Consider the following 7,714-nt stretch of genomic DNA (forward strand, 5'->3'; position numbering starts at 1 on the left):
CTCAATTGGGCCTGGGTCTTCATGGCAAGCAAGAAGCCGAAGAGAAAAAGGTGAGGGTTGAGGATGTTCCCCGTGCGATCCTCTTATCGCACGATCAGGCTAATGCCACCCATGATCAGGGCCGTCCCTATCCATTGGGTCGTCGAGAAGGGCTCGCCGAGAAAACGCACCGACAGCAGGGCAACCCAGATGTAACTTGTGGCCAGCACAGGATATAGGATGGAAAGGTACCCCTGCTTGAGGGCAACGACCAAGAGGACGAAACCCACGCCGTGCAACGCGAGTCCCACGATGAGGGACCAGTTGAGGACCCAGTCCCACAGATTAGACGAGATCGAGCCGGCCCCCCATTTGAAGAAGAGCTGCCCGACAGCAGCCAGCAAGGCGGTTATTAAGACCAGGAAAATATCCCAAAACGATGTCATCATCAGATATCCTTTCAATAGTTAATTAGATCTATTTCCCTTTTCAGCGTGTTCAGTTTAACCGAGGATGAGGGGCTCCACGCCTCGAGTCACCTAGCCCGGATTATTCACATAGAAGTGAATAATCTGCCTTCCGGGCTTCGACTCCGCCCCGCGTGTGCGGGCTAGGGAGATGGGGTGGCGGGGTTAGTCTATATACTCTTGGACTATAAAGATGGGTCTGTTCTGCGTTTCTCTGTAGATTCTCGAAATGTATTCGCCGATGATGCCGAGGAATAGCAGCTGGACCGAAGCAAGAAAGTAGATGCTCAATAACGTCGATGACCAGCCCAGGGGGGCAAGTCCTACAACTTTGCTGATTAGTATGTATAGCGTTGCAAACACAAGTAAAACGATGCCGAATAACCCTGTCCACAAGCACGCCTTGATCGGAAGGTCCGAAAATGAAAAAAAGGCATCGAAGGCTAACCTGAACAGCATTCGAACAGTCATTCTTGACCTGCCAGTCGGTCGGTCCTGCCTGGAATATTCGACATACTCGTGGTTGAACCCGATCAGAGATCTCAATCCCGGTAAGTACCTGTGTTTTTCGTGAAATGATAACATCGCGGATAAGGCCTTTCGATTGAACAGAGAGAAATTGCCAACATCCACAAGGCGTTGCATTGCTGATAAGCGTGCAAAAACAAAATGAAAGGACTTTGCCAATAAGCGTCTTGTGAACTTTTCTTGCCGGTGGATCCTCTTGGCAGATACGATATCGCAATCTGTGGTGATGAGACGATCGTACATATCTTTTAATAACTCTGGGGGGTCTTGCAGATCGCCGTCCATCATGGCGATGTAGTCCCCTTTCGCATAGTGGTACCCTGCGGTATAGGCGGCTTGGTGACCAAAGTTTCTGGAAAGGACTAAGACCTTCATTCGGTTATCTTTGTCGTGGTATTCGCGCAACGTGCGGAGACTGTGGTCCGTGCTTCCATCATCGACGGCGATGATTTCAAAATCCTCAGTCATGCTATTCAGGACATGGATAGACCTTTCGAGAAGCGGTTCAATCAGGGCTTCCTCATTATAAATAGGAATAATGAGGCTGATATGCGGATGTGACATAGGGTTAAGTTCCTATCGCCCTCCCGGGCCGTGCGGTGAGCTATGAATCTTACCTATCAGGGTTCTATCACCAGATCTCTCAAAGGCAGTTTCAGGCTATGGAGGATCCTCCATGGAAGCAATGACGAGAGTCATTTTGTGCTACGATGGGGATTGTGTCAAGTGAGTGGCGGAAATCCCCTCAACTGTATGCACCTTGATCGAGTACAAGTAATTATTAGATTCACCCAGCCGAGATGGAGTAGGACAGAAACCCCGTGGGTAGTAGCAGCCTGAGCGAGGTCGCCCCGCCTTGCCCCTGACCTTGGGACAGTCTCACGACATGGGGCAGTTCTGTCCCATTCAGCTAAACCGCGATCTTGTCAACATCCTCGTTGTCTTTCGCGCTCCCCCTGAAAGCCGTTCGGGGCAGGTGTGTCTCACTGGTCTCTCAAGGTCTTGGCTGCTTCACTTCTTATCCATCCAATCTAATCCTGAAGAATTCATACGTTAGCACTTTACGGGCGTGTCTATTTCTCCGTGGCACCCACATTGCTCACTCCCGGCGTCATTGCGTGCCCTTTGAGCAGGTTTTGGGGTCGGAAAGGAGCAAAGGCGATGGCCGGGTTTTTGCGAGACTGGTTCTTTCCGGAGCATATGGTTCCTGCCGGGAGCGAGGGCCTAGTCTATTGCTTTTCGGACGTTGCATCTGGCGGCCTTTGGTATACTACTAGGCGGCCATACCTTTGCGGTCGACGCAGAGAAACTCTTGCCGTCCCTCTGGCTGACCATCCTGAGCGGCATCGGGTTAATCGCCCTGGAGGTGTATGCCGTGGGGCTTTACTCGGTCTTCCTGGGAAAGGGGATCACGGTTCTCGTCAAGCTCGGAATCCTGCTGGCCGTCCCTTTCTTCTGGGAGGCCCGAATATTGCTTCTCCTGCTGGTCGTGGGGATCGCCTCGGTCGGCTCCCATATGCCAGCCCGGTTTCGTCACTACTCCTTCCTCCATGGGCGGGTGATCGGGCCAGGAGAACCTCTTCGGCATAGGCTCTCACCCCTGGGGGCAGAGGCTGCAACCGTGACTGCTCTGGATGACGGATCTGTGGAACGAGGATAAGATAAGAAAGAAGAAGCCCGCGGAAGGGTGACATAATAGGGGAGGAGTTATGGGGAAACTACCGCCAGCCTACAAGCACTTTCAAGAGGCCTTCCGGCGGGTGTGGAAGGCTTATGATCATATGGGCGCGGCAGTCCACCAGGAGGGGCCACTCAGGCCGAAGTGCCGAGAACTGATCAAGCTGGGGATCGCGATTGGCGGCCGTCTGGAGGGGGCGGTCAAGGCCCACACCCGCTTGGCCATCGAGCAGGGGGCCAGTGCGGAGGATTCCATCAGGTGGCGCTCCTGGCCATCACCACGTCCGGTTTCCCCACGGCGATGGTAGCCCTGACCTGGGTCGACGATGTCCTCTCGAAGAGACGGGGCCCGCGCAAGAAGAAGCGGTGATGGTGGCCGGCGGCATGATGGCAGAGCAAAAGGAACAAAAGGAACGGATGGAGAATTGATGCAGGAGCGGAACGGACATCTCGTCGTCATGGTAGGGGCCGGACCTGCGGCCCTGTATGCCACCGCCAAGCTCACCGAGAAGGGGCATACCGTCATGATCCTGAACCGGGATATCAAACCGGGGGGGTTGGCGGAGTATGGCATCTACCCGTCGAAGCACCAGATGAAGGAAGGCCTGCGGAAGCACTTTCGGCGGATCCTCGCTGATCCCCGGGTCGTGTACTTTGGCAACGTCCAGGTGGGGGCGGCGGCGGCCGTGAGTCTCAGCGATCTCAAGGATCTGAAACCGAGCGCGATCGTCGTTGGGGCCGGGGCCCAGGGGACGAAGTCGTTAGGCCTTCCTGGGGACGAAGGGCCATCCGTGTATCATGCCAAGGATCTGGTCTATCACTTCAATCTCCTCCCTCCCTTTAGTGAGAAAGACTTTCCCATGGGTGACCGCGTGGTCATCATCGGCGTCGGCAATGTCATGGTGGATATCGCCCACTATCTGGTCACGGTCCGTAAGGTTCCTGAGGTGATGGCCGTAGCTCGGCGAGGACCGAAAGAGCGGGCTTATGATGACCGCGAGATGCGGGCCGTCGCCTGGAACATCGACAAGGAGGCGTTAACGGCGGAGCTCGAGCGGATTCGAGCCCGGCTCGAACCGCTTGGCCAGGACATGGACACCCTCTATAAAGAGTTGACCAAGGACTGTCATGTTGAGCTAAAGGGGGGCAAGAGTCCGACCCGTCTCACCTTTCGCTTTCTCTCGTCACCGAAGCGGGTCATCCGGGATGAGACCGGGCGCATAGTCGCCCTGGAGATAGAAGAAAACACGTTAGTCGACCGAGGCGGCAAGCTGGCCGCCAAGGGTTTGGGCGAGATGATGGAGCTTCCGGTGGACACGGTGGTCTTTGCCGTCGGGGACGTCGTGGACCACGACCTCGGTCTTGCCGCCATTAAGGGAGGCTGGGGCTATACGACTAATCCCACCCCGGATCCTCAGGACCCTGAGGCGGCACCCTATCAAGCCTATGACCCCGAGGCCGAGCAGTTCATAGATGGCGTCTTTGTCATCGGCTGGTCGCGGAACGCCAGCGAGGGAGTGATCGGCAAAGCGAAGCTCGACGGGGAAAAGGGGGCATCTGTTATCAACCGCTTCCTGGCCGCGGTCCCCGGGCTCTCTCGCCGGGAGATCTACGAGCGGATTGGCACCGTGTATCACCGTCTTCGGGAGGAGTCGGTCCCGGTGGTCCATAAGGGACTCTGGCGTATTCTGGAGCAGGTCGAGTGGGAGGAGGCCGGCAAGCGGGGCCTCAAGGAGTTTAAGTTCGGCACCAACAATGAAATGCTTCAGGCCATTGGGGAAAAGGTGATAAAGAGGCAGCAAGCTTAACTCGCTTTTACATCGGAGGATGTCACCAAGGTGGCAAAGGGTAACGGGACCAGGATTCAGTTCAAGGACGGACAACTCGTCGTCCCCGACGATCCTATCATCCCCTTCATCGAGGGGGATGGGATCGGACCCGATATTTGGGCGGCGAGTGTGCGGGTCATCGATGCAGCCGTCGAGAAGGCCTTCGGGGGGCAGAAACGCATCGTCTGGACTGAGATCCTCGCTGGCGAAAAGGCTCAAAAGCAGACCGGGGAGTGGCTCCCTGAGGCGACCATCACGGCCATCCGGGATCACATCGTGGCCATCAAGGGGCCCCTCACCACCCCAGTCGGGGGCGGCATCCGGAGCCTCAACGTCGCGCTGCGGCAGATCCTCGACCTCTTCGCCTGCGTCCGACCGGTCCGCTACTTTCGGGGCAGTCCGAGCCCGGTGAGGCATCCGGAGAAGATGGACGTGGTCATCTTCAGGGAGAATACCGAGGATGTCTACGCCGGGATCGAGTGGGCCCAGGGCTCACCGGGGGCGAAGAAGGTCATTGAGTTTCTCACCAAAGAGATGAAGGCCAAAATCCGGCCCGACTCCGGCGTCGGGATCAAACCGATCAGCGTGACGGGCACCAAACAGCTCGTCCGGATGGCGATTCAATACGCCCTTGCTCGAAAGCGAAAAAGCGTCACCCTCGTCCACAAGGGCAACATCATGAAGTATACCGAGGGGGCTTTCCGGGACTGGGGGTACGAGCTGGCCCGGGAGGAATTCGCCAACGTGACCGTTTTCGAAGACGACCTCTGGGCCAAATACAAGGGCCGGGCCCCGGAGGGGGTGGTGGTGGTCAAGGATCGAATCGCCGACAGCATGTTCCAGCAGATCCTTACCCGGACCGATGAGTATGACATCCTCGCTACCCCCAACCTCAACGGAGACTACCTCTCCGATGCCTGCGCCGCCCAGGTGGGGGGTTTAGGGATCGCGCCAGGGGCCAACATCGGGATCCCAACGGCGCTCTTTGAGGCGACCCACGGCACCGCCCCGAAGTATGCGGGCCAGGACAAGGTCAACCCGGGTGCGGTCATCCTCGCCGGGGCCATGATGCTCGAGCACCTGGGCTGGCATCCGGCGGCTGACCGCATCTATCGGGGGATGGAGCAAACCATTCAGCAGAAGCGAGTGACCTATGACTTCGCACGGTTGATGGAGGGGGCGACCGAGGTGAAGTGCTCACAGTACGGGGACGCGATTATCGAGAACATGGGCTGAACTGGGCGATGACTGATGACCGACGAGGACAAGTGATGGGTGGCTAGTGGCTGGTGGTGTTCACCAATCACCGACCACCAATGACTCTGAACCGTGAACCCTGAACTATGAACGATGAACCCTGAACCGCGAGTTGTGGAGGACAGATCATGGGAAAGGACACGTTGACGATTACTGATAACCGCACCGGCAAGACCTACGAGCTCCCCATCCAGTACGGCCTGTATCCGACGTACGGGGCGTCCATTCAGGCAGGTGATCTCCGGCAGATCCGGGTGTCCGAGGAGGACTTCGGGCTCCTGAGCTACGATCCCGCCTTCATGAATACGGCCTCGTGCAAAAGCGGGGTTACCTTCATCGACGGAGAGCGGGGGATCCTGCGGTACCGGGGGTATCCGATCGAGCAGTTGGCCGAGCAAAGCACGTTCCTCGAGACGGCTTATCTGATCCTCCATGGTGAGCTGCCCACGGGGAGGCAGCTGGAGGAGTGGGTCTACAACATTACCCACCACACCATGATCCACGAGAACATCAAGAAGTTCATAGACGGGTTTCACTACGACGCCCACCCCATGGGGATTCTGGTGGGGACGGTGGGGGCCCTTTCCACCTTCTACCCGAACGCCAAAGGTATCTTGGACCCGGCCAGCCGGCAGAAGCAGATTTTCCGCCTGATCGCCAAGATGCCCACCTTGGCGGCCTTCGCATACCGGCACAGCCTGGGGATGCCCTACGCGTATCCAGACAACGACCTCTCGTACAGCGGCAACTTCCTCAACATGCTCTTCAAGATGACTGAGCAGAAATATAAGCCAGATCCCATTCTCGAGCGGGCGCTGGATGTGCTCTTCATCCTCCACGTGGACCACGAGCAAAACTGTAGCGCCAACGCCATGCGTAGTGTGGGCAGCTCCCACGTGGATCCTTACTCCGCGGTGGCGGCGGCCTGTGCAGCGCTGTACGGGCCACTGCACGGGGGGGCCAACGAGGCGGTCCTGCGGATGCTGCGGGAAATCGGCTCGAAGGAAAATGTTCCCGAGTTTGTCAAGAAGGTCAAGGCGCGGGAGGCGCTGCTCATGGGGTTTGGGCACCGGGTGTACAAGAACTACGATCCCCGGGCCAAGATCATCAGGGAGATTGCCGAAAAAGTTTTCGAGGTCACCGGGCGAAACCCCCTCTTGGACATCGCACTGGAGCTGGAGCGGATCGCCCTGGAGGATGATTTCTTTGTCAAGCGCCGCCTCTACCCGAACGTCGATTACTATTCGGGGATCATCTACCAGGCGATGGGGTTCCCCGTGGACATTTATCCGGTGCTGTTTGCGATTGGCCGGACCCCCGGCTGGCTCGCCCAGTGGCAGGAGATGCTGCTGGATCCGGAGCAGAAGATCGCCCGGCCGCGGCAGGTCTATACCGGGGCCGATCACCGTGACTATGTGTCGCTGCAGAAGCGACGCTAGCTGAGTCCTCAATGTTCTCGCAGTTTGGCTTCGAACTGGCCACCGTTCACCGTTAACTGATGACCGACGTCCGATGACCGATAACAAAAAAGTGTCTGGTGGCTAGTGGCTGGTGACTAGTGGTTGGGTGTGGAGTGCCGGGTCTTGGGTCTTGCGTGTTAGGTTTTAGGTGTTGGATCCTCGACGTTGGACTCTAGACTCTAAGCTCTCAACCCTGACTTTGGACTTTGGACATTGAACTATAAACCGTGAACCCTGAACGAGAGTGAGGGGATCAACCATGGGTAGGCCAAAGATCAGCATCATTGGAGCAGGGGCCGTGGGCGCGACCGCGGCACACTGGGCGGCGGGTAAAGAGCTGGGAGACATCGTGCTCGTGGATATCATCGAGGGACTGCCCCAGGGCAAGGCCTTGGATCTCTGGGAGGCAGGTCCCGTGGAGGGGTTTGATAGCCGGATCGTGGGGACGAACGGCTACGAGGAGACGGTCGATTCCGATGTGGTCGTCATCACGGCCGGCATCGCCAGAAAGCCGGGC

General features: G+C 57.5%; 8 protein-coding genes. 6 read left to right on the plus strand and 2 right to left on the minus strand.

Features of this window, described 5'->3' with window-relative positions; all coding sequences use genetic code 11:
- Positions 1–83: 83 nt before the first annotated feature.
- Both O6929_04205 and O6929_04210 read right to left on the minus strand, forming a co-directional pair.
- Entirely contained in the window at positions 84–428 is a 345-nt protein-coding gene (locus O6929_04205; protein ID MCZ6479600.1) for an EamA family transporter, read from the minus strand.
- 183 nt (positions 429–611) lie between these two features.
- Positions 612–1,538: a glycosyltransferase family 2 protein gene (locus tag O6929_04210; protein ID MCZ6479601.1), complete on the minus strand. Its 927-nt coding sequence runs from the start codon at positions 1,536–1,538 to the stop codon at positions 612–614.
- Positions 1,539–2,220: 682 nt separating this feature from the next.
- Between O6929_04210 and O6929_04215 the strand changes: the two genes are divergently transcribed.
- The 6 genes from O6929_04215 to O6929_04240 all read left to right on the plus strand — a co-directional run.
- Entirely contained in the window at positions 2,221–2,634 is a 414-nt protein-coding gene (locus tag O6929_04215; protein ID MCZ6479602.1) for a hypothetical protein, read from the plus strand.
- A 49-nt stretch (positions 2,635–2,683) separates the two neighbouring features.
- A complete protein-coding gene (locus tag O6929_04220; protein ID MCZ6479603.1) occupies positions 2,684–2,959 on the plus strand; it encodes a carboxymuconolactone decarboxylase family protein in 276 nt (91 codons plus the stop codon).
- Between the two features lie 120 nt (positions 2,960–3,079).
- A complete protein-coding gene (locus tag O6929_04225) occupies positions 3,080–4,459 on the plus strand; it encodes an FAD-dependent oxidoreductase (protein ID MCZ6479604.1) in 1,380 nt (459 codons plus the stop codon).
- Between the two features lie 30 nt (positions 4,460–4,489).
- On the plus strand, positions 4,490–5,716 hold the full coding sequence (icd, locus tag O6929_04230) for an isocitrate dehydrogenase (NADP(+)) (GenBank protein ID MCZ6479605.1): 1,227 nt from the start codon (positions 4,490–4,492) through the stop codon (positions 5,714–5,716).
- A 149-nt stretch (positions 5,717–5,865) separates the two neighbouring features.
- On the plus strand, positions 5,866–7,176 hold the full coding sequence (locus tag O6929_04235; protein MCZ6479606.1) for a citrate synthase: 1,311 nt from the start codon (positions 5,866–5,868) through the stop codon (positions 7,174–7,176).
- Between the two features lie 280 nt (positions 7,177–7,456).
- The coding region (locus tag O6929_04240) for a malate dehydrogenase (GenBank protein MCZ6479607.1) at positions 7,457–7,714 on the plus strand (258 nt) is incomplete at its 3' end.

Source organism: Candidatus Methylomirabilota bacterium (assembly GCA_027293415.1).
Lineage (GTDB): Bacteria > Methylomirabilota > Methylomirabilia > Methylomirabilales > CSP1-5 > CSP1-5.